20 protein-coding genes and 5 tRNA genes are annotated in these 21,294 nt (G+C 35.8%); 21 read left to right on the top strand and 4 right to left on the bottom strand.

Annotated elements, in window-relative coordinates; translation table 11 throughout:
- Positions 1-32: 32 nt before the first annotated feature.
- Positions 33-896 carry a class I SAM-dependent methyltransferase gene (locus K412_RS0103385; protein WP_024831806.1) on the top strand — a complete coding sequence of 288 codons (864 nt, stop codon included), beginning with the start codon at positions 33-35 and terminating at the stop codon, positions 894-896.
- Positions 893-1,564 carry an RluA family pseudouridine synthase gene (locus K412_RS0103380; RefSeq protein WP_024831805.1) on the top strand — a complete coding sequence of 224 codons (672 nt, stop codon included), beginning with the start codon at positions 893-895 and terminating at the stop codon, positions 1,562-1,564. The genes K412_RS0103385 and K412_RS0103380 overlap by 4 nt, the downstream gene beginning before the upstream one ends.
- Before the next feature lie 74 nt (positions 1,565-1,638).
- Here the strand turns inward: K412_RS0103380 and gdhA are convergent, their stop codons facing one another.
- A complete protein-coding gene (gene gdhA / locus K412_RS0103375; RefSeq protein ID WP_024831804.1) occupies positions 1,639-2,976 on the bottom strand; it encodes an NADP-specific glutamate dehydrogenase in 1,338 nt (445 codons plus the stop codon).
- 581 nt (positions 2,977-3,557) lie between these two features.
- Here gdhA and K412_RS0103370 point away from each other — a divergent pair.
- From K412_RS0103370 to K412_RS0103350, 5 genes are all read left to right on the top strand, one after another.
- Complete coding sequence (locus tag K412_RS0103370) at positions 3,558-4,712, top strand: THUMP domain-containing class I SAM-dependent RNA methyltransferase (RefSeq protein WP_024831803.1); 1,155 nt, start codon at positions 3,558-3,560, stop codon at positions 4,710-4,712.
- 135 nt (positions 4,713-4,847) lie between these two features.
- Positions 4,848-6,116, top strand: a complete 1,269-nt coding sequence (aroA, locus tag K412_RS0103365) for a 3-phosphoshikimate 1-carboxyvinyltransferase (protein ID WP_024831802.1) — start codon at positions 4,848-4,850, stop codon at positions 6,114-6,116.
- Between the two features lie 34 nt (positions 6,117-6,150).
- Positions 6,151-7,329: a chorismate synthase gene (gene aroC, locus K412_RS0103360; protein ID WP_024831801.1), complete on the top strand. Its 1,179-nt coding sequence runs from the start codon at positions 6,151-6,153 to the stop codon at positions 7,327-7,329.
- Positions 7,326-7,829 carry a shikimate kinase gene (locus K412_RS0103355; RefSeq protein WP_024831800.1) on the top strand — a complete coding sequence of 168 codons (504 nt, stop codon included), beginning with the start codon at positions 7,326-7,328 and terminating at the stop codon, positions 7,827-7,829. Before aroC ends, K412_RS0103355 begins: the two co-directional genes overlap by 4 nt.
- A gap of 37 nt (positions 7,830-7,866) precedes the next feature.
- On the top strand, positions 7,867-8,622 hold the full coding sequence (locus K412_RS0103350) for a response regulator (protein WP_024831799.1): 756 nt from the start codon (positions 7,867-7,869) through the stop codon (positions 8,620-8,622).
- Positions 8,623-8,692: 70 nt separating this feature from the next.
- Here K412_RS0103350 and K412_RS0103345 read toward each other — a convergent pair whose 3' ends face one another.
- Together K412_RS0103345 and K412_RS0103340 are read right to left on the bottom strand one after the other, a co-directional pair.
- Positions 8,693-8,968, bottom strand: coding sequence for an HU family DNA-binding protein (locus K412_RS0103345; protein WP_004621297.1), 276 nt, complete (start codon positions 8,966-8,968; stop codon positions 8,693-8,695).
- A gap of 129 nt (positions 8,969-9,097) precedes the next feature.
- The gene (locus tag K412_RS0103340; protein ID WP_024831798.1) at positions 9,098-9,481 is read right to left on the bottom strand and encodes an adenine nucleotide alpha hydrolase family protein; all 384 of its coding nucleotides are present in this window, start codon (positions 9,479-9,481) and stop codon (positions 9,098-9,100) included.
- 219 nt (positions 9,482-9,700) lie between these two features.
- Here K412_RS0103340 and K412_RS0103335 point away from each other — a divergent pair, with 219 nt between their 5' ends.
- The 10 genes from K412_RS0103335 (at position 9,701) to K412_RS0103290 (ending at position 15,220) form a co-directional block, all read left to right on the top strand.
- Positions 9,701-10,543, top strand: coding sequence for a fumarate hydratase (locus tag K412_RS0103335; RefSeq protein WP_024831797.1), 843 nt, complete (start codon positions 9,701-9,703; stop codon positions 10,541-10,543).
- Between the two features lie 12 nt (positions 10,544-10,555).
- Positions 10,556-11,113 (top strand): Fe-S-containing hydro-lyase, encoded by a 558-nt coding sequence (locus K412_RS0103330; RefSeq protein WP_024831796.1) that lies wholly within the window; start codon positions 10,556-10,558, stop codon positions 11,111-11,113.
- Positions 11,114-11,214: 101 nt separating this feature from the next.
- The gene (locus K412_RS0103325) at positions 11,215-11,418 is read left to right on the top strand and encodes a DUF1858 domain-containing protein (protein ID WP_024831795.1); all 204 of its coding nucleotides are present in this window, start codon (positions 11,215-11,217) and stop codon (positions 11,416-11,418) included.
- 220 nt (positions 11,419-11,638) lie between these two features.
- Complete coding sequence (locus K412_RS0103320; protein WP_024831794.1) at positions 11,639-12,913, top strand: adenylosuccinate synthase; 1,275 nt, start codon at positions 11,639-11,641, stop codon at positions 12,911-12,913.
- A 152-nt stretch (positions 12,914-13,065) separates the two neighbouring features.
- Positions 13,066-13,141: transfer RNA gene (locus K412_RS0103315), tRNA-Lys, on the top strand.
- A gap of 419 nt (positions 13,142-13,560) precedes the next feature.
- The gene (locus tag K412_RS0103310; protein WP_034847112.1) at positions 13,561-14,241 is read left to right on the top strand and encodes an MBL fold metallo-hydrolase; all 681 of its coding nucleotides are present in this window, start codon (positions 13,561-13,563) and stop codon (positions 14,239-14,241) included.
- 437 nt (positions 14,242-14,678) lie between these two features.
- A tRNA-Glu gene (locus K412_RS0103305) sits at positions 14,679-14,753 on the top strand.
- 17 nt (positions 14,754-14,770) lie between these two features.
- A tRNA-Asp gene (locus tag K412_RS0103300) sits at positions 14,771-14,847 on the top strand.
- Between the two features lie 209 nt (positions 14,848-15,056).
- Positions 15,057-15,132, top strand: a tRNA-Thr gene (locus K412_RS0103295).
- 3 nt (positions 15,133-15,135) lie between these two features.
- Positions 15,136-15,220 (top strand) — tRNA-Tyr (locus tag K412_RS0103290).
- Positions 15,221-15,351: 131 nt separating this feature from the next.
- Here the strand turns inward: K412_RS0103290 and K412_RS0103285 are convergent.
- Positions 15,352-17,328, bottom strand: a complete 1,977-nt coding sequence (locus K412_RS0103285; RefSeq protein ID WP_024831792.1) for a phospholipid carrier-dependent glycosyltransferase — start codon at positions 17,326-17,328, stop codon at positions 15,352-15,354.
- A 211-nt stretch (positions 17,329-17,539) separates the two neighbouring features.
- Here K412_RS0103285 and dapF point away from each other — a divergent pair, with 211 nt between their 5' ends.
- The 4 genes from dapF to K412_RS0103265 all read left to right on the top strand — a co-directional run bounded on the left by dapF (position 17,540) and on the right by K412_RS0103265 (position 20,998).
- Positions 17,540-18,373: a diaminopimelate epimerase gene (gene dapF, locus K412_RS0103280; RefSeq protein WP_024831791.1), complete on the top strand. Its 834-nt coding sequence runs from the start codon at positions 17,540-17,542 to the stop codon at positions 18,371-18,373.
- Positions 18,374-18,422: 49 nt separating this feature from the next.
- The gene (locus K412_RS0103275; RefSeq protein ID WP_024831790.1) at positions 18,423-19,655 is read left to right on the top strand and encodes an LL-diaminopimelate aminotransferase; all 1,233 of its coding nucleotides are present in this window, start codon (positions 18,423-18,425) and stop codon (positions 19,653-19,655) included.
- A 157-nt stretch (positions 19,656-19,812) separates the two neighbouring features.
- Positions 19,813-20,385, top strand: a complete 573-nt coding sequence (locus tag K412_RS0103270) for a uracil-DNA glycosylase (RefSeq protein ID WP_024831789.1) — start codon at positions 19,813-19,815, stop codon at positions 20,383-20,385.
- A 1-nt stretch (position 20,386) separates the two neighbouring features.
- Positions 20,387-20,998: a uracil-DNA glycosylase gene (locus tag K412_RS0103265; protein WP_024831788.1), complete on the top strand. Its 612-nt coding sequence runs from the start codon at positions 20,387-20,389 to the stop codon at positions 20,996-20,998.
- Positions 20,999-21,294: the final 296 nt, after the last annotated feature.

Raw genomic sequence — 21,294 nt, 5'->3', positions numbered from 1 at the left:
TAATGTAGGAAAAAATAAATGGAGGAAAATAAATGTTACTGGCAGACGAATGGAAGGAATATGAACTAATAGAGACAGGAGACGGTGAAAAGCTTGAACGATGGGGGAATGTCATACTTAGAAGACCTGATCCTCAGATAATCTGGCCAATAAAGGACAAAAAAATATGGGATAGGGCGGATGCACATTATCACAGAAGTCAAAGCGGCGGAGGGCAATGGGAATTTAAGAAAAAGATTCCCAAACGTTGGACAATATCATTTAATGACTTGAAGTTTTATATTGAGCCTACTGGTTTTAAACATACAGGATTGTTTCCAGAGCAAGCTGTTAACTGGAAGTGGATGATAAATAGTATTCAGAAGGCAAACAGGCCTATCAAGGTTCTTAACCTTTTTGCCTATACGGGAGGGGCCACTGTTGCAACTGCATATGCAGGAGCTGAGGTATGCCACGTAGATGCAGCAAAAGGAATGGTAAATTGGGCAAAGGAAAACCTTGCACTTTCGGGTTTGGCAGACAGACCGGTTAGATTTATAACCGACGATTGTATGAAATTTGTACAACGTGAAATAAGAAGAGGCAAAAAATATGACGGAATTATAATGGACCCGCCTTCCTATGGTAGAGGGCCAGGAGGAGAGATATGGAAGATAGAAAATTCTCTGTATGGCTTTGTGGAGCAATGTATGGGCCTTTTATCGGACAGGCCTTTATTTTTCTTGATAAACTCGTATACCACAGGGTTTTCACCCACAGTACTCACTAATATTTTGAAGCAAACTATTGGAAAAAGATTTAAAGGGACACATAGCAGTGGCGAAGTTGGAATACCTGTAAGTAACTCTGGTCTGGTACTTCCATGTGGCATATTCGGAAGGTGGGAGAATAGATGATTCCCAAAATAATATATGAGGACAATCATCTGCTGGTAGTTGAAAAGCCTGTAAATATACCTGTTCAGGCTGATAATACAAAGGATATTGATATGCTCACCCTATTAAAACAATATCTCAAGGAAAAATATAATAAGCCCGGAGAGGTATATCTTGGCCTTGTACATAGACTAGACAGGCCTGTAGGTGGCGTAATGGTATTTGCCAAAACATCAAAATCTGCGTCAAGGCTATCTGAACAAGTCAGAACAAGAATCTTCAAAAAGGTTTATCTGGCAGTAGTCAGAGGTGTCCCAAAGGAACAGAAAACTAAACTAAGGAACTTTTTGGTGAAAGACAGTTCAAAGAATATGGTTTATGTTGTAAAGGAAGGTACAAGGGATGCCAAGGAAGCAGTACTGGAATATGAAGTCCTTAAATCCAACGGAGAGCTAAGTCTGATAAAGGTGAAACTTCATACGGGAAGACCTCACCAGATAAGGGTTCAGCTTTCTCATTTGGGATATCCTTTGTATGGGGATCAACGATACGGAGCTTCGGTAAATAAGCCCGGACAACAAATAGCACTTTGGGCATCTTCATTAACATTGGAACATCCCACTAAAAAAGAAGAAATGACATTTAACTGTGAATTACCAAAAACTGAACCGTGGAATCGGTTTTTGTAAAAATATTTCTAACAGTAAAAAACCATGGCACATAAAATATGCCATGGTTTTTACATTTTATATGAGGGTTTAGGTTAGTATGCAACTCCTTGAGCGTACATAGCATTGGCAACCTTCAGGAAACCTGCGATGTTAGCACCGGCAACAAGATTGTCTTCCATTCCGTATTCTTTTGCAGCAGCACTAACGGTATTGTAGATATTAACCATAATATCTTTGAGCTTCGCATCAACTTCTTCAAAAGTCCATGAGTAACGCATGCTGTTCTGACACATTTCAAGAGCAGAAGTTGCAACTCCACCTGCATTTGCAGCCTTAGCAGGCCCGTAAATAATCTTGTTTTTGAGGTAAACTTCAACAGCTTCTGGAGTTGATGGCATGTTTGCACCTTCTCCAACTGCGTAGCAGCCATTTGCTACTAATAATTTAGCAGAAGCTTCATCTATTTCATTCTGAGTAGCTGAAGGAAGAGCGATATCACACTTAACGCTCCATATACCTGAGCAGCCTTCAGTGTAAGTTGCGTTCTTGTGAATCTTAACATATTCACTGATACGCTTTCTTTCAACTTCTTTAATCTGCTTAACAGTGTCAAGCTTAATTCCGTCTGGATCATAGATGTATCCGTTTGAATCACTTAGTGCAACAACTTTTCCACCTAACTGGTGTACTTTTTCAGTAGCGTATATAGCAACGTTACCTGAACCGGAAACAACTACTGTAGCACCCTTGAATGATTTACCCTTAGCCTTTAATGCTTCTTCCATAAAGTAGCAGAGGCCGTAACCAGTAGCTTCAGTACGAACAAGGCTTCCGCCCCAAGTCAATCCTTTACCTGTGAGAACACCAGTAAATTCATTTCTCAATCTTTTGTATTGTCCGTACATATAACCGATTTCCCTTGCACCAGTTCCAATATCACCAGCAGGAACATCAGTGTCAGCACCGATATGCTTTGATAATTCTGTCATAAAGCTCTGGCAGAATCTCATAATTTCAAGGTCTGATTTTCCCTTAGGATCGAAATCACTACCACCTTTACCACCACCGATAGGTAGACCTGTTAATGAATTTTTGAATATTTGTTCGAAACCAAGGAATTTGAGGATACTTGCATTAACGGAAGGATGAAGTCTTAAACCGCCCTTATAAGGACCAATTGCACTGTTGAATTGAATTCTGAAACCACGATTTACATGTACCTTACCATTATCATCAACCCAAGGTACTCTGAAAATGATTTGTCTTTCTGGTTCTACTATTCTGTCGAATATACCTGCTTCTACCCATTCAGGATGTTTCTCAGCAACAATTTCAAGAGATTCGAGAACTTCTTTTACAGCCTGATGAAATTCTGGTTCACCAGGATTTCTTTGAATAACCTGATCCATTACTCTTTGTAATATCTTCATTTAAATAACCTCCTGCTATGTATTTAATTATTAAGTAGTATTTGGTGACAGGAGATATTTAGACATGGTAATTTGAAACAAAAGTTACAAAAAAACCTTTTTTTTATTAACATACGCGCCCAGAAATAAATATAAAGAAAGACATACAGACATGTAGTTAAAATGCATACTCCATTGTACACCAATTATTAACTTTTTTCGCCTCCCATATTATATCATCAGATATTTTTATATGCAAGAGCAAAAAGCAAAAATTGCAAAATTAATCATAAAAATGAAATAGATAAAAATACAATATACATAAAAACATTGTAATATAAGGATTTGAAGACTAAAACAAGATTTAAACATATGGTAAAGTGATAAAGGGGAAAATGGATAATTGCAAGCAGTGGTTAAATCGGTGTCATTTGTTTTGTCTGGTATATTTATATAATGTTTATATTTTTATACATGTATGCTAAAGTGCATCAGAGTGCTGAATGTGGCAAATAATGTTGTTAATAATCCTTAGCAAGGTTATAATAATATTACTTATTTTTGTAATAAAATCTCAAAAAATGTTTCGTGAAAGGTAAAAAATGAGCAAATTACAACTTATTGCTACATCCGCTTTTGGAATAGAAGCTGTAACGGCAAGAGAATTAAAAAAACTTGGATATTTAGAGCAGAAGGTAGAAAATGGGAAGGTTACATTTTCGGGGGATGAATCGGCTATTTGCAGAACTAATTTATGGCTTAGAACTGCAGACCGTATTTTGCTTAAAATGGGTGAGTTTAAGGCCTTGAGCTTTGAAGAATTATTCGAAAAAACCAAAGCCTTACCTTGGGATGAAATAATTCCAGTGGATGCGGAATTTCCAGTTGAAGGAAAGTCTATTGATTCGAAGCTTTTCAGTGTCCCTGATTGTCAGGCTATAGTAAAAAAAGCAGTTGTTGAAAAACTAAAACAAAAATATAAATGTGAATGGTTTGAAGAAACCGGACCCAGATATAGAATAGAAGTAGCATTACTAAAGGACATAGTTACTCTTACAATAGATACAAGTGGAGCAGGACTCCATAAAAGAGGCTATAGAAAGCTGGTAGGAGGTGCTCCACTAAAGGAGACTCTTGCTTGTGCCATGATTTTGATAAGTCATTGGAAGAAGGACAGGATTTTGTTGGACCCTTTTTGTGGAAGCGGGACTATTCCCATAGAAGCAGCTATGATAGGAAGAAACATTGCACCGGGCTTAGGTCGTGAATTTGATGCTGAAAAGTGGCCGACAATTCCCCAATCACTGTGGGATGATGCTCGAGACGAGGCGTATGATATGATGGTTGAGGATCAGGAACTTAGAATCCATGGTTCAGATATAGATGAGAATGCCATGAGCCTTGCTAGATACCATGCGAAAAAAGCTGGTGTTGAGGATGCCATACATCTTCAGAGGCTTCCCATGTCTGAAATAAGCTCAAGATATAAATACGGAATTATTATATGTAATCCTCCTTATGGTGAGAGACTTGGAGAGAGGGAAGCCGTAGAAGACCTCTACAGAGAAATGGGTAAAGTGTTTAAAAAGCTGGAAACCTGGTCCTATTATGTTATTACATCCAATATGGATTTTGAAAAACTATTTAGCAGAAGGGCAGATAAGAAACGCAAGTTATATAATGGAAGACTTCTTTGCAACTATTACCAATTTTTTGGACCGCCTCCACCGAAACAAATAATCAATACACAGCAGTAAATTTGTATATTTCAAAAAAATAGGCTAAGTATCGGTTGACGAGACTTAGCCTAATTAGATAACATAGTAATGTAGGAATAATGTAGCACGGTAAATTTGCAAGTAAAAAATACGGTAATATGGTAGGTGAATTTTATGTTTTTAAAGGTAGAAAAATCAGATCTTTCGGGTAATATAAACATACCCGGGTCGAAGTCCCACACTATAAGATCATTATTTCTGGCAGGGCTGGCAAAGGGTACAAGCACTATCAGAAATCCTTTGCTTTCGGCAGATGCAATATCTGCTGTCCATGTATGCAGGGCTTTTGGCTCAACTTATGATCTTAATGAAGAAAGCTATACGGTTAATGGAATTGGAGCATATCCACAGGTTCCGGAAAATGTTATTGATGTAGGTAATTCCGGAACAAGCCTCAGACTTGGGCTTATGACTGCTGCCCTCGTTGAGGGATGTACTGTTTTTACAGGCGATTATCAGATTCGTAAAAGACAGATTGGGCCTTTGGTAAAAGCCATAAATAATTTGGGAGGCACAGCGTTTACAACCAGAGGAAATGAGTCAGCACCTGTAGTTATTAAAGGAAGGGCCACAGGAGGTTTTACTGAACTTGATTCTGTCACGTCACAATACCTGTCTTCTATTTTGTTAAATGCTCCGCTGCTTGAAAAGGATACCCATGTAAAAATTACGCGTCTTAATGAAATACCTTACGTAGAAATTACATTGTGGTGGCTTGACAAGCTTGGTATCAAATATTCACACAACTTAATGAAAGAATTTTTCATACCGGGAAGCCAGCAATACAAACCTTTTGAATGTACAATTCCAGGAGATTTTTCGTCGGCGACATTCTTTATGGTGCATGCGGCAATATCCGGTAATGAGTTGGTTCTGACAAACCTTGACATGTCTGATCCTCAAGGAGATAAAGCTGTTCTTGGAATACTTGAGGATATGGGTGCAGAAATAAAATATGATGATAAAAAAGTAAAAATAAAAGGGAAGAGTCTTAAAGGAAGAGAAATCGATATGAATTCCATACCTGATGCTCTGCCCGCCATGGCTGTAGCAGCATGTTTTGCAAAAGGTGAAACCAGATTGGTTAATGTTCCTCAGGCAAGATTAAAGGAGACGGATAGAATAAGCGTAATGTGTTCTGAGCTTACCAAAATGGGGGCTGACATATCCGAACTCCCGGATGGATTGATTATACGTGAGAGTAAATTGCACGGAACTTCGGTAAATGGCCATGATGACCACAGAGTGGTAATGTCATTGGCAATAGCGGGCTTAAATTGCGAAGGAGAAACTATTATTGATACAGCAGAGGCAATGAATGTTACATATCCTGGCTTTGTTGAATCGGTAAAAAGCTGCGGCGGGAAAATTCAATTAATATAATTACAGCTGCGTATTTGCGGAATTGGAGGTTTATATGTTAGGAAATACATTTGGAAGATTATTCAGAGTTACAACATGCGGTGAATCATATTCAGGTGCTTTTAGAAAAAATCCGAATATTCCCCCTGAACTGTGGGGAGGACTGGCAGTAATAGTTGACGGTGTTCCGGCAGGGTTGAAAGTAACTTCTCAAATTATACAGGAAGAATTGGATAAAAGAAAACCTGGACAGTCTCAGCTTCACACTCCAAGAGCGGAAGCGGACAAAGTATATATTTTTTCAGGAGTAATGCAGGATGACAGAACAACGGGTGCACCTGTGTGTATGATTATACCAAGCAGTGATATAGGAGATTACCATATAGAACAACACAAAGGAAATAAAGATTTGCTAAGACCTGGGCAGGCAGCATATACCTATTATAAAAAATATGGGGAACATTCTGACTATCTTGGAGCAGGAAGGGCATCAGCACGTGAAACAGTTGCAAGAGTAGCAGGAGGAGCTATAGCGAAAATAATTCTAGATAGTATGGGGATTGATGTAATAGCGTTTACAATCGAATCTCATGGTATAAAAGCAGGTCCATTTTCATATGAAACTGCCAAACAGAATTATCGAACAAATGAGATAAATTGTCCTGACCCAGAAATAGCAAAGCTTATGATTGAAGATTTGCTTCAGGTAAAAAAAGAAGGAGATTCCTGTGGAGGTGTTGTGGAGATAATAGCAAAGGGAGTACCAGCAGGACTTGGAGAACCTGTTTTTGACAAGTTAAGTGCTACGATTGCACATGGAATTATGTCTATTGGAGGGGTCAAAGGAATTGAGATTGGAGAAGGCTTTGGAGTAACGTCAAAAAAGGGTTCAGAATGTAATGATACACCTTATTACGATGAGGATACAGGACGAATCAGATTTAAAACAAACAGAGCAGGCGGTATGCTTGGAGGAATATCAAATGGTGAAGAGATAAGAATACGTGTTGCTGTTAAACCGACACCAACTATTTTAAAGGATCAACTGACAGTAAATGTATCGACTCTTGAACCAGTTACCCATAAATTTGCATCAAGAAGTGACCCTTCGCTGGTACCGAGAATATACCCTATTTGTGAAGCCATGGTTAGAATGGCGTTGGTAGATAGTATACTGATGGCCTCTGGAAGCAGAAGTATAACTGATATGGATAGCAGGTGGGATAAGCTATGATAGAGTCTCCCAAAAATATAGTATTGATAGGCATGCCTGGAAGCGGTAAGACGACAGTTGGGGAAAAATTGTCGGAAAGACTTGGGTACACATTTATTGATACTGACCAGCTTATATGTGAACTGACAGGTAAAACCCCCAGACGGCTTGTGGAAGAAGATGGTCTTGAATATTTTATGAAAGTTCAGGATGAAGCAGTTCTTTCGATAAAGGATAATACTTGTATAATATCAACAGGTGGAGGACTTGTTCATAGTGAAATTTCCATGAATTATTTAAAAAGCATCGGATTTATTATATATTTGGATACAAAGTATGATATTATTAAAGAGAGAATGGATTCATCAAGAAAGTTAGTTAGAACAGCGGAAACCTTACTTGAGTTGTATAATAATAGAGTTCCTTTGTACCAAAAATATGCAGATCTAGTCGTAAATTGTGACTCTGCAGATCCTGATACAGTTTCAGGGACGATACTTGGGGCCATATCTTCAAAATAAACTGATAAATTAAAAGAAAAGGGTAAAAAGAGGTATAATGCGTAAGATAAGGATTTTAATTGCTGACGACAATCAGTTGGCTGCACAGACATTAAGGGATAATTTGGCAGAACACGAAGACTTAGAGGTAACCAACATAGCAAAAGATGGGTTTCAAACAATTGAGTTTATAGAAAAGGATTTACCCGACGTAGTTTTATTAGACCTAATTATGCCAAAACTGGATGGTATAGGCGTACTAGAATATGCCAAAACATTAACAAAGGAAAGCAGACCCGTATTTATCATTTTTTCAGCAATAAGTCAGGAAATTTATATTTCAAGAGCTATGAATCTTGGGGCAAATTATTACATAATTAAGCCCTTTGATGAAAGCGTTATTGCTACTAGAGTAAGGCAATTATATTCTGATTCTGAAAGAGCTCAAATTGGAAAAAGTCAATATACATATAATAAGTCGAACAATTATAAACAAAAAAATCAAACAGATAATGAATTAAAACTTCTTGCAACAAAATATATGAGAGAATGTGGCCTGAAAGCTCACATGACCGGGTATTCATATATCAGAGATATAATAACGGCATCTTTTGATTATTATTGTAAAACCGGCTCTTTACCGAAAGGTGTATATAGGACAATAGCCGAAAAGAACGGTGTTCCTGTTCAAAAAGTTGAGAGAGCAATAAGAAATTGCATCGAAAAAGGAATTGATGACAACGAAAATGCTAAAAAACCAACAAACTCACAAGTTATATGCCGGATAATCGATAAGATAAGAAAAAATAACTAATACAAAAGGGGCTGTCGTAAGAAAGAAATTGCTTTCTGCCTTATGACAGCCCCCTTTATGTAGTTCCGCATTAAGCGTTTACGTTATCCTTTAAACCTTTTCCAGCCTTAAATACTGGAGCCTTGGAAGCTGGAATAGTAATTTCTTCCTTAGTCTGAGGATTTCTGCCTTTTCTAGCAGCTCTTTCCCTTACTTCGAAAGTTCCGAATCCAACTAATGTAACTTTATCGCCAGCTTTAAGAGTTTCTTCTACTGAAGAAATGAAAGCGTTCAAAGCAGCTTCACTATTTTTCTTATTTAAGCCTGACTTTGTGGCGATGGAATTGATTAAATCTGATTTATTCATTTATACACAACCTCCTAAAAATGGAATTCGACAATATTTTATAATGAAAGCTCGCTAAAGTCAAGCCTTTCAGGGGAAAATAGTTATTTTGTACCATCCAAAATAGGAAATATTTTATCATTTTACGTTTTAGTTAGGTACAACATGTATATTGACCTTATCCAATCTAGCTTTTAAAGCCTTATAAAAGTAGTTTTCGCTGTGATCTCCTTTGGAATCACCCATGACCAGCATATCTATATTGTTATCCAAAGAATAGGATACAATGGTATCTACAATATCATCAGACCTTAAAACCGTCAGATTGGCACCGACTGATTTTGCAATACCGAAAAGATACTCTAGTGCTTCCCCTTCTTTATCATTATCAAGGAAACTCCAGTCATTTTTTGCTACGTGTATTATAAACAGGGAATCCCCGTCACTTGAGAATTCTAATGCCTTTTTAATAAGTCTTTCGCAAGTTTTTTGTTGTGTTACACAAACCAAAATATTACTGGCAGTCGATTTCAATAAATAGCCTCCTTATACCCGTAATAAAACGTTCTGGGGATTTGAATAATAAAACTTCTATATAAATATTATACTAAAAAAACGATGATTTGTCTTTATAGTTTACGGGTTTTGGAAGCTATTATACGGTATTTAAAATATTTAAAAATTGTTGTTGAGATAAAATGGCAAATGTATAATAAAAAATATATTTACTTTAAGGATTTAAACGGAGGAAGCATGAGAGAGATTGATGTTACGACAATAATAAAAGAAGTTAGCAGACTATGTATACAAGCGAATTATTTCCTCAACATTGATATAAAACAAGCTATGGAAAAAGGTGTGGAGTGCGAGAACTCACATATTGGAAAGGAAATACTTGATAAACTTTTGATAAATGCTAATCTGGCAGCCGATAAAAAAGTAGCCATATGTCAGGATACTGGTATGGCAGTGGTTTTTGTAACAATTGGTCAAGAGGTACACATAACAGGTGGAGGGTTATCAGAAGCAATAAATGAAGGTGTGAGAAGAGGGTATAAAGAAGGTTTTTTAAGAAAATCAGTTGTTAGTGACCCAATTGAGAGAGTGAATACAGGTGATAATACACCTGCTGTAATCCACTATGATATTGTTGAAGGTGATACACTTAAAATTGAATTGGCTCCTAAAGGCTTTGGCAGCGAGAACATGAGTGCTCTGAAAATGCTTAAGCCTTCAGATGGCATTGAAGGAGTAAAGAAATTTATATTGGAAACTGTTGATAAGGCTGGGCCAAATCCATGCCCTCCTATAGTTGTAGGGGTAGGAATTGGGGGTACCATGGAAAAAGCTTCTATTATGGCAAAACAAGCATTGCTTAGACCAATAAATGTACGTAGTAGTATAGAATATGTTAGAAACCTTGAAAATGAAATGCTGGATAAGATAAATCAATTGGGTATAGGTCCGGCAGGATTAGGAGGTAATACAACTGCACTGGCGGTCAATGTTGAGACATATCCTACACATATAGCTGGACTACCTGTTGCCATAAACATAAGCTGTCATGTTACAAGACATGCAGAAGTGACATTATAAAGGGGGAGAAGAATGCATCATATATTAAAGGCACCTTTTGATAGAGATAAGGCCAGAATACTGAAAGCTGGCGATACAGTGTCTCTTAGCGGTACTATTTATACCGCCAGAGATGCTGCGCATAAACAAATGCTGGAATTATTAAAGGAGAACAAAGAGCTTCCATTTGATATAAAAAACCAAACCATTTACTATGTGGGACCTTGTCCTTGCAGGGAAGGTGAAATCATAGGGTCAGCAGGGCCGACTACAAGCTATAGAATGGATGCTTATGCTCCTACTCTGATAAAGCTTGGTGAAACAGGTATGATAGGAAAGGGTTTGAGAGACCAAAATGTTATCAATGCAATGAAGGAGTACGGTGCTGTTTATTTGGGTGCTATAGGCGGAGCAGGTGCTTTGATGGCTGAGTGTATTAAAAGTCAGGAAATTATTGCCTTTCCGGAATTAGGTGCTGAGGCTGTAAGACGCTTGGAAGTCAAAGATTTCCCATTAATTGTAATAATTGATAGTTATGGAAATAACCTGTATGAAAGTGGTAGAAAGCAATTTATGAAAATAAACCTGTAAACTGGCTCTAAATATAGTATATTTTTAAAAATGAATAGTGTATAATACAGAGGTAGTAGCAATTATTTGATTTGATAATATCATAAGGAGGTTCTGTCATAATGGCTAAGGTAACTAAGGATATGATTATTTCTGATGTATTAAACTTGGATAAGGGTACAATTCCAATATTTCTTGAAAGCGGTATGCACTGTCTTGGCTGTCCATCATCTTCCGGTGAGAGCATTGAAGATGCGTGTGCAATTCATGGTATAGATGCCGATAAATTGATCGAAAACTTAAATAAATATCTTGAAAACAAATAGGTGTTAATATATACCTGGAGTCCCATTTCCAGGTATTTTTTTGTGTGTAATAATATATCTTAGGTAAAAGTAAATACTAAGTATATGTCTGTATTACTTTATGTTGAATTATAAATTTCACTACGATATAATTTAATGGGTTGAATTAGCAAAATATACATATCAATTAGAAATAATATTTTGATCTGGGTTGAACATTTATGAATAGGAGGATAATAGGATGGCCGTAAGGGTAGTTGTAGGAACTCAATGGGGTGATGAAGGTAAAGGCAAGTATATAGATATGCTTGCTGAGCAATCAGATATAATTGTAAGATTTTCCGGTGGTAATAATGCCGGACACACTATTGTAGCCAATGGAGTAAAATATGCACTGCATCTGATACCTTCAGGAATTCTTCATACAAATAAGTCTTGTATAATTGGAAACGGAGTAGTTGTAGACCCTGCAGTGCTTCTTCAGGAAATGAAGGGCTTAAATGAAAGAGGGGTAACAACAGATCATCTTTTAATAAGCGATAGGGCTCACTTGATAATGCCTTATCACAGAGAATTGGATGAACTTCAGGAGAAGTTCAGGGGCAATGACAGTATTGGAACTACCAAGAGAGGAATTGGCCCTTGCTATGCGGATAAAATTGAAAGATCTGGAATAAGAATGTGTGACTTGATAGATGAAAATGAATTTATCAAAAAGGTTAAGTCTAATCTGAAGTTAAAGAATCTTATAATAGAAAAAGTTTATGGAGGGAAACCTTTTGAAGCTGAGCCAATAATCAACGAGTACTTAGGTTATGCAAAGCAGTTGAAAAAATATATTACAGATACTACTTGTATATTGGCAGACGCAATAGACCAAGGCAAAAATATACTATTTGAAGGTGCTCAGGCAAACTTCTTAGATATAGACTTTGGTACATATCCATATGTAACATCGTCTAATCCGATTTCTGGTGGAGTATGTACAGGTTCAGGTCTTGGCCCAGTATATATAAATGAGGTTTACGGTGTACTTAAAGCGTACACATCAAGGGTTGGTGCAGGACCATTCCCAACAGAGCAAAATAATGAAATTGGGGATACAATCAGAGAACTTGGTTGGGAATACGGAACAACAACAGGTAGACCGAGAAGATGTGGCTGGCTGGATACTGTTATGATTAAATATGCTGCAAAAATAAATGGTTTAACAGCTTTAGCTATAAACCATGTAGATACAATAGGAAAACTCAAAGAGATTAAACTTTGCGTTGGATATAAAAAAGATGGTCAGGTAATTAGAACATTCCCTGCAAGTCTTAACGAATTGGCAAAGTGTGAACCTGTATACGAAGTATTTGAGCCGTGGAATGAAGATATTTCAAATGTGAAGTCATTTGCAGAACTGCCTCAGAATGCTCAAAAATACCTTAACAGGATTGAAGAACTTGTAGGGGTAAAGATTGGCCTTATTGGCGTAGGAAAGGACAGAGAGCAAATTATAAAGGTATTCTAGTATAGAATGTTCAGAAAAAAAATAAAATATAATGACATTTTGCCATTATATTTTATTTTTTTTAGAAAAAAGTTCACATTTTTTTAAAAAATGAGTTGACAAAAGTTAATTTATTAAGTAATATTTATACTTGTGGTTCGGAAAACTTGCATGACCCATTAGCTCAGTTGGCAGAGCACTTGACTTTTAATCAAGGTGTCCGCAGTTCGAATCTGCGATGGGTCACCAATAAAAACCCTTGAAAACAATATGTTTCAAGGGTTTTTTGCTTGTTAAAAAGGATGATTGTAGGAATTTGAATTTGAATACTGAGTAGATTAAATTAATAGTTCTAAGTTTGCAACTTTCAAACAGACTTTGATATTAAAATACTAAGGTACTCATATTGACATTGGGGACTGATATATATATCATAGAAACAAGCAAATTATCCCAACAATGAAACAATATTACTTCTCAGCGTAGATTTTTATTTCTAAAATTTAAATCTAATAATGCAACATTGTGATTCTAAAAAATTAAATGTTGGCTTTTACTTAGGCTATAAGCACTTATTAGTTGTTAATCGTTGGGTTACGTTAACTATTGAATAGGAAGTTGAGGAGTTTTTAATATTCTTCAAACGTATAAACTAAGGAAGTGCAAAAATGAAGAACAAAAAGCAAAATTTATATATCCTTAAACTGAGCTTTATTAGTTTTATTAATTATAGCTATATAATTGTGGATGAAGCGAGTGGACAGGCTGCAATTATTGATCCTGCATGGGAATTGGATAAAATAATTAATAAAATCCATGAGACTAATGTAGTGATATCAAAAGTACTTTTGACACATTCTCATTTTGACCATACAAATCTGGCAGATAGAATTGCGAAAAAGTATAATGCAGATATTTACATGTCAAAAAAAGAAATTGAATATTATAAATTCAAGTGTAGAAAGTTAAACCCTATATGTGAAGGGGATATCATTCAATTGGGGGAGACTTCTATTAAGAACATTCATACACCTGGACATACTTTTGGAAGTACTTGTTATTTGGTTGATGGCAACCTATTTACAGGTGATTTTATATTTATAGAAGGATGTGGCATTTGTACTTCTAATGGTGCTTCAGCGAGAGAAATGTATACAAGCATTCAGAAAATAAAATCAAATATTTCACTGGAAACGCGTATTTTTCCAGGACATTCATATGGAAAACCTCCGGGCTACCCTCTTAAATATCTATTTGAAAATAATATCTATTTTCAGATTGATGATGTGGACAAATTTATAGCATTTAGACAGAGAAAAGGCCAGAAAGGGATTTTTAACTTTAAATAGGATTTGCAAAGTAACGTTGGAAAAGAGCTGAATAATGACGAAAATAATAAAATCTACGTGAGTTGGATAGATAAATATAGGTAAAGTAAACACTGGGGCTACAGAATAGGTTTTAGGGCTTCTAGAAGGTATTCGTTAACAAATGCTACCATAATTTTAGATATACGTTATATTGCCGCAGGTAAACATATTCAAATATAATATGTTTATCAAAATAATAGCTTACTATAAAAGCATAAAAATGTTTCAAGAAAGAAATAGAGATGATTAACCTTACCAGAAATGAGGTATAATAAGTCGGGAGTAGGGATAGCAAGTACACTTTTCAGATGGAAATTTATAACTTAAAAAAAAGATAAAAAATTGCTTGACTTTTAAGCTATGTCCCGTTACAATATATTTTGTCAGTCGGCGAGGTGCTCGCCAAAAATAAATATGGCCCATTGGTCAAGTGGTTAAGACACCGCCCTTTCACGGCGATAACAGGGGTTCGACTCCCCTATGGGTCACCATTATAATTTAAAGAAATGGCCCGGTAGTTCAGTTGGTTAGAATGCCAGCCTGTCACGCTGGAGGTCGACGGTTCGAGCCCGTTCCGGGTCGCCATTTAAATTATACAAAAAGCAACTTTCACATAAAGAAAGTTGCTTTTTGTTTTTAAAAAAAATCAAAATTGCATTTTCAAAATATTCCTAAAAATAACAGCAAATTTTTTAAAATAAAGTGTTGACAGTTACTCAATTCCCATGTTATTATAGACAGGCAGTTGAGCGAAGCACTTGCTCAACAAAAGAAGAAGTATCTGCTATAAGTGTGCTGGTGTAGCTCAGCAGGTAGAGCAGCTGACTTGTAATCAGCAGGTCGGGGGTTCGATTCCGTCCGCCAGCTCCATATGGAGGGGTTCCCGAGTGGCCAAAGGGGGCAGACTGTAAATCTGTTGTCTCTGACTTCGATGGTTCGAATCCATCTCCCTCCACCACAAAGTCTTGTGCATTCGCTATTGAAGCTGTGTGCAGGGCTTTTTACGTTGTATAATTTAAATTATTTAGATTTATAAATAAAAAGAAGGAAGCATATCAAAAAATATACTTCCTTCTTTTATTATTATGGTTAATATCTGAAACTCCAGCCTGGGAACAATTGTAGCATACTTGCATACCATCTGGGCACAATCATACCTGATAAAATAGGGTAATACATTATGAAAATTATTGCTGTCAATGCTAAATAAGTATATACAATCTTTTTCGTATTCCCTCCAAGTTCCAGGAATACTTTGATTAAGTATACAATGATAATTATAAGAAAAGGAACAACGGAAAAGTAATGATAGATAAAGGCCATTCTGCGCACTACCATCCAAGGAATATACTGAAATAAAGCACCGAAAATAGGAACAAGCATATATTTGTCTTTTCTCTTAATTGCAACAATTATTCCTGCAATTAATGACGGTATGCTAATCCACCAGATTAATGGGTTTCCCATGCAAATGATACTAGAAGTTAATTTTTCTGCAGCAAGTGCTTTAGAGCCATAATACCAAATAGGCTTGATCATTACGGGCCATTCAAACCACTGAGAAGAATAATCATGCTTAGCATTTAAATCATTGTGGAAACTGTACATATAAGACTGATTGTTAAAGAACTCTTTAATACCATTTCCGGGAACCTGCATTATAGATGTATATGAAGCAAAATAAATTATGCCGGGTATTATTATGAAAAACAAAACACAAAATAATGCAGTTTTAAAAAAATACTTACTCCAGAATTTGCTAAATAAATCCGATGAAAGACCACTTTTTTTATAGGCCATATAATAAACAATCTCGTCAAGCTTTACAATAACAAAAATAAGGAAAATACCCACAGCAGCATACATTGCTATCCATTTAGTAGCAATACCTATACCAAATATCAGGCCACAAAGAAAAAGAGGTTTTAAGGACTTTTTTAAGCCGGCCTTGTATGATTTTTTGGCAAAATAGTCATAAATGAAATAGTACATTAAAATAACAAAGAAGGTAACATAAACGTCAATTGTAGATATTCTGGTTTGAGCAAAATGCATAAAATCAAACATCATAAAGAAAGCTGTGCAAAATGCAAGGAATCTATTTTTGAATATTTTATAGCCAAACAGGTACATAAGAGGAATCATGGCTACTCCAAATAAAGTTCCTATAATTCTCCAGCCAAATGGGTTTACTCCAAAAATAAGCATACCAATCATAACGAAATATTTGCCAAGAGGTGGATGAGTTCTTTCGAAGGGATGGACTTTATAAATGAAATCAAGAGCCGTTCTTGGATAAAATACTTCGTCAAAATATGTGCTAGTTGATGATAAAGTATAAAAATCAACTCTATCTTGTTCATCAAGGAGATTACTTAATTTATAAGCTTTTCCGTCAGGGCTTTTCCCGGCACTATTTGCTATTTGCTCTACAGGAGTTATATTTTTTACTTCAAAAGGCTTATTTGAACCCTTTTCAAATATAGCAAGCTCATTAATTGCAGCACCGGATTTATCAGCAGTAATCTGAATTTTACTTGTCTTAAATTCCTTAGTAGATACTTTCCATGAAAAAAAGCCTGATTTTTCAAGAGTCTCAGATTCTGAGTATGTACCGTTGGAATTTAAAAACTTGATATTAAACTTGGTACCGTCATATTTTTCTTCGTTATATCCCTGATAAAGCATAACTTTCGCAACCTCTACTTCTCTTCCGAGGTCTACAACAAACCCGTCATTTTTATCAGCAGGAGACCATGGCGTTTCAGGTATCTTGAAACCACCTAGATTGTACAAAGCCGGAATTGCATATAGCAAAGTCATAACAAGCATAATAATATAATCTTTTTTTACGAGCTTAAACAAAGGCTTTGTTTCTTTTTCATTGTTTAGTAATCCGTATTCGGTAATTATCAGATTACCCTTTTGAATATTCCGGATTCTTAGAAAGCCCCATATTCCTATACATATAAGGAATATAAAAATAACACTTAACATCATAGTTGCAAAACCTGGCATTTTTACATGTGAAATAAAATCGGAAAAATTCTTAAAATACGTTTTCAAAGAGTATGCCTCCAATTACTTTTATTTGAAAAGTTTTACCATAATTATATTATAGTATGTAAAACAATACAAATAATAGTTGTTAGTGTATAAGAGTTGATTTCGTTGTAAAACTTAAAAGGTATGTTATAATATGAACAAGTTAATTTGATAAAGCAATTAATTAAATTTACATAAGATTGTTACAAGTATGAAGAAAGGAGAAGATGAAATGAGATTTACAAAAATGCAGGGACTTGGAAACGACTATATATATGTGAATTGCACGAAAAATCTAATTGCGAACCCATCAGAAGTTGCAAAAAAAGTAAGCGATAGACATTTCGGAATCGGCTCAGACGGATTAGTACTTATAATGAAATCGGATATAGCTGACTTTAGAATGAGAATGTTTAATTCGGATGGTTCAGAATCTGAAATGTGTGGAAATGCTATACGTTGTGTTGGGAAATATGTATTTGATAATGGATTGACAGACAAAAGGAATCTTACAATAGAGACTTTAGCGGGTATTAAGGTTCTTGATTTAAGGGTTGAGGATAATAAAGTAGTACAGGTAAGAGTAGATATGGGTGAACCTATATTGGAGCCTAAGAAAATACCTGTTGATAGTGACAAAGATAGATTTATATCCGAGAGCGTTGAAATTGACGGCAACGTCTACAAGGTTACAGCTGTATCCATGGGGAATCCACATGCTATTACATATGTAGATGACACCGTAAACTTTCCTTTATATGAAGTGGGACCAAAGATGGAAACACATAAACTGTTTCCCAGAAAGGTAAATGCTGAATTTGTTGAAATCATAGACAGAACTACACTAAAAATGAGAGTGTGGGAAAGAGGGGCAGGGGAAACCCTTGCTTGTGGAACAGGTGCCAGTGCTGTACTTGTAGCTTCGGTATTAAATGGTTTATCTGAAAGAGCTGCAACTGTAAAACTCCTTGGTGGAGATTTATTTATTGAATGGTCCGAAAAGGACAATCATGTGTACATGACAGGGCCTGCGGAAAAGGTATTCGAGGGAGAAATAGAAATCTAAATAAATAATAAAAAATTATATATTATTAGTAGAAAAGAGGGATATGAATATGGCAATAGTAAATGAAAACCATTTAAAATTACCCGGAAATTATCTATTTGCGGAGATTGGTAAAAGAGTTGCAGTGTTTAAAGAACAAAACCCTAGTGCAGAGATTATAAGGCTTGGTATCGGAGATGTAACCCGTCCCCTTCCTATGGCATGTATAGATGCAATGCATAAGGCTGTTGACGATATGTCCAGAATAGAAACCTTTAAAGGGTATCCTGAGTACGAAGGATATGATTTCCTTATTAATAAGATAGTTGAGAATGATTACCAAAAAAGAGGCATCTCAATAGGATACGATGAAGTATTTGTAAGTGATGGTGCCAAAAGTGATACAGCTAATATCCAGGAACTTTTTGGCTTAAATTCAAGAATAGCAGTTACGGATCCTGTTTATCCTGTTTACGTTGACTCCAATGTTATGGCTGGAAGAACAGGAGAATACATTGACGGAAAATGGACTAACGTAACCTACCTTCCATGTACTGCTGAAAACGGTTTTGTTCCGGAACTTCCAAAAGAAAAAGTAGACCTTATATATTTGTGCCTTCCAAACAATCCTACAGGAACTACCCTTACAAAGGAACAGTTAAAAGTTTGGGTAGATTATGCTGCAAAAAACAAGTCGATAATACTATTTGATTCTGCATATGAAGCTTTCATTAGTGAAAAGGATGTTCCTCACAGCATTTACGAAATAGAAGGAGCAAAAGAAGTAGCTATAGAATTCAGAAGCTTTTCAAAAACTGCAGGATTTACAGGAACAAGATGTGCTTATATGGTAATACCAAAAGAATTGAAAGCCTATACTACAGATGGCAGTGAAATAGGGCTCAACAGACTTTGGTACAGAAGACAGGCAACAAAATTCAATGGGGTATCCTATATTGTTCAGAGAGGAGCAGAGGCTGTATACTCAGAAGAAGGCCAAAAGCAGGTAAAGGAAACAATATCTTATTATTTAACAAATGCATCTATCATAAAAAATGGGTTAGAGAGCATAGGAATAAAGGTATTTGGAGGAGTAAATGCACCGTATATCTGGATGCAGACTCCAAATAAAATGGATTCTTGGGCGTTCTTTGATAAACTTCTAAATGAGGCCAATATAGTTGGAACTCCCGGAGTAGGCTTTGGACCAAGCGGACAGGGGTATTTCAGACTGACTGCATTCGGAAGCAAGGAAAATACACAGGCCGCTGTAGAGAGATTTAAAACAAGGCTCAAGGTTTAAATAAAATATTAAGTTTGTTATGCAATAGGAAAATAGTTGGCTTGCTTATGATAACCTATCTTAGATTATGGTTACAAAAGGCTTGCTGACTATTTTTATATTATAGATTATAATGTTATGTAGTTGTACTATAATAACTATAGAAGGATGAGTTAATTTGTTGAACTGGGATCAGCTTAATTCTACATGTGCTAATTGTAGAAATTGTGACCTTGCCGGAACCAGAACAAATATAGTGATAGGAAGAGGAAATCCACGTGCTCCAATAATGTTCATAGGAGAAGGACCAGGAGAGCAGGAGGATATTCGGGGATTACCCTTTGTTGGTCCGGCAGGACAGCTTTTAGATACATTACTTGAAGCTTTAAAATTTAAACCTGATGAATACTATATTGCTAACGTTGTGAAATGCAGGCCGCCAAATAACAGGGTACCAAGTGAAGAGGAGGCAGAAAAATGTTTGCCATATTTGAGAAATCAGGTATCCTTAATAAGACCTCGTATAATTGTATGCCTTGGAAGTACTGCGGCAAAATATGTCATAGACAGAGATATAAAAATAACACAAATACGGGGACGGTGGATAGAGATAAAGAAATTCTGGATTATGCCTACATTTCATCCAGCTGCATTACTAAGAGATCAAAGCAAAAAGGAACTACTATTTAAGGATATGAAGGAAGTAAAAAAGAAAATAAAAGAACTTGAAAGTGAAGAGTCCGGAGGATAATTTGATTAAAAATACAATACAAAACAACTTAGAACAACTATGCTATGAATATGTACAAGAATTCAAAGATAAAGAAATAGTGCTAGGTTATGGCCGTATTGACAGCCCTATTGTAATAATTGGAGAAGCACCGGGCAAAGATGAAGTTAAACAAGGAAAACCCTTTGTAGGTGCAGCAGGGAAAAACCTTAATGAATTTATAGAAGTATTAAAAATAAGCAGAGACGATCTATATATAACAAATGCAATAAAGTACAGGCTTAGAAGATTAAATCCAAAGACTCAGAGAGTAGTTAACAGACCTGCAACAATGAAGGATATAAAGGAAAACCAGATATGGTTACATAAAGAAATACATTTAATAAATCCACAGATTATAGTCACCCTTGGGAATGTACCGCTTAAAGCTATAACAAACGATTTTGGAATTTCAATAGGAGATATGCATGGTACATTACAGGAATGTAATCTGTCAGGAAAAGTATATAAGCTCTTTCCCTTATATCACCCTGCAAGCATTATATATAACAGATCGCTTAAAGATGTCTATGGGCAAGACATGCTCACGCTTAAACAGGAAGTTAATAAACTAGATTTAAACTTTAGTAAATAGAAAATAAAATTGGACAAAAGTGTGAATAATAAAGAAAAGGACATCTAAATTAGTTTTATTGGTTTCAACAGAATTAAGAGACGTTGAAATAAAACTATTCCGGTGTTAAACTAAACAAGCTGTCAGCGAGGGAGACACTATAAAATAATCTCTTAATTTAAGTAGTAAAAAGTGTTGACAGGCAGATAGCAAACATGGTATTATAATCAAGCTGTCACGACAGGAAATACTTTATTTTACAGATATGAAGTAATGAGCGTAACTAAAAACTTCCAATAAAAAAAGTATTGACATAG

It is taken from the genome of Ruminiclostridium josui JCM 17888, assembly GCF_000526495.1.
Taxonomy (GTDB): Bacteria; Bacillota; Clostridia; order Acetivibrionales; family DSM-1351; genus Ruminiclostridium; species Ruminiclostridium josui.
This window is presented reverse-complemented; position numbering and strand designations above follow the sequence as displayed.